Below are 1,954 nucleotides of genomic sequence, written 5' to 3'. Positions count from 1 at the left end.
GGCCGGCCCCGCTCGGCGCGGAAGCCGCCGTCGGCCTCGCCATGCAGCAGCACCCGGACATGGTGGCCGGGGAAGGCCGTGACGTCACCGAGCTGATGCGCCTGCTCCCGGGCGCGGTGGCGAAGGACGGCTTTGAAGGCGTCCAGCTGGTGGGCCTTGCGGACGGCCGCTCGGCAGCCGTGAAGATTTCCGACGGCGGCGACCGCGCCCGGATGCCCGCCACCGTCAAGCTGCTGGAGGCGCTGGGCGTGGACACCGCCCCGCTCGCCGGCATTGGAACGGCGCCCGTCCTGGGCGGCGGCCAGCACGTGGGCCTGCTGCAGGCCACCGATTTCCTGACCCACACTTTCCCGTCCGCACCCGTCAACGAAGCCCTGTAAGGACACATGACCATCATCGATACCCCCGCCTCCGCAGCTGCAACCACACCTGCGCACACCCGGTCCGAGCACGACCTGCTCGGCGACCGCGACATCCCCGCCGGCGCCTACTGGGGTGTGCACACGCTCCGGGCCGTGGAGAACTTCCCCATCACCGGCCAGAAGCTGTCCTCCAACATGCACCTGGTCCGCGGCCTCGCTGCGGTCAAGCTGGCCGCCGCCCGCACCAACCGGGAACTGGGCCTGCTGGACGCGGAACGCTCGGACGCCATTGAGCAGGCCTGCCAGGACGTACTCGACGGCAAGCTCGCCGACCAGTTCGTGGTGGACGTCATCCAGGGCGGTGCCGGGACGTCGTCGAACATGAACGCCAACGAGGTCATTGCCAACCGCGCCCTCGAAATCCTTGGCCACCCCAAGGGCGACTACGCCCGACTGCACCCCAACGACCATGTGAACCTCAGCCAGTCCACCAACGATGTCTACCCCACCGCGGTGAAGCTGGGCACCATCTTCGCCGCGCGGGAACTGCTGGAGGCGCTGGCCGAACTGGAGGAAGCCTGCGCAGCCAAGGCGCTGGAATTCCGCACGGTGGTGAAGATGGGGCGTACCCAGCTGCAGGACGCGGTACCCATGACCCTGGGCCAGGAGTTCGGCAGCTACGCCATCACCATCGGCGAGGACCGGCTCCGCCTGGCTGAAGCAGATCTGCTCATCCACGAGATCAACCTCGGCGCCACCGCCATCGGCACCGGCCTGAACGCCCCCGCGGGCTACGCGGAAGCTGCCTGCCGGCACCTCGCCGAAGTGACCGGCCTGCCGCTGGTGACCGCGCCGGACCTGATCGAAGCCACCCAGGACGTTGGCGCCTTCGTGCACCTGTCCGGCGTGCTCAAGCGGGTGGCCGTGAAGCTCTCCAAGATCTGCAACGACCTTCGCCTGCTCTCCTCCGGACCGCGCGCCGGCTTCGGCGAAATCAACCTGCCGGCCGTCCAGTCCGGCTCGTCCATCATGCCCGGCAAGATCAACCCGGTGATCCCGGAAGTGGTCAGCCAGGTGGCCTACGAGGTCATCGGCAACGACGTCACCATCACCATGGCGGCCGAAGCCGGGCAGCTCCAGCTGAACGCGTTCGAGCCGGTCATCGTCCACAGCCTCCACAAGAGCATCTCCCACCTGGAAGCAGCCTGCCGCACCCTCACGGCGCGCTGCATCCGGGGCATCACCGCGAACACCGAGCACCTGCGCCGCACAGTGGAGCAGTCAATCGGCCTGGTCACTGCCCTCAATCCCCATCTGGGCTACGCCACCGCCACCGCCATCGCCAAGGAAGCACTGGCAACCGGCAAGGGCGTGGCCGAACTCGTCCTGGAACACGGACTCCTCACCAACACCCAGCTCCAGGAACTCCTCAGCCCTGAGCGCCTCGCCAACCTGAGCAAGTAATCCCCCATGCCAACGGATACCCCTAGGACCCCCATGTCTAATTCCACGCTCCCTGACCACGTGATCGACGGCGGTCATGCCCATGCTTCTGAGTCGGCGTTGCATGCCGAGGACCAGGGCTACCACAA

Annotated in this window: 2 protein-coding genes; both read left to right on the top strand. The window is 67.7% G+C overall.

Annotated features, from left to right (window positions below):
• On the top strand, window positions 1–380 hold a 380-nt coding region (locus tag ACKAE7_RS20835), incomplete at its 5' end, for an asparaginase (protein WP_408980202.1).
• Window positions 381–386: 6 nt separating this feature from the next.
• Complete coding sequence (locus ACKAE7_RS20830) at window positions 387–1,826, top strand: aspartate ammonia-lyase (RefSeq protein ID WP_188810916.1); 1,440 nt, start codon at window positions 387–389, stop codon at window positions 1,824–1,826.
• Window positions 1,827–1,954: the final 128 nt, after the last annotated feature.

This window comes from Pseudarthrobacter sp. NKDBFgelt (assembly GCF_046097905.1).
Lineage (GTDB): Bacteria > Actinomycetota > Actinomycetes > Actinomycetales > Micrococcaceae > Arthrobacter > Arthrobacter polychromogenes.
This window is presented reverse-complemented; position numbering and strand designations above follow the sequence as displayed.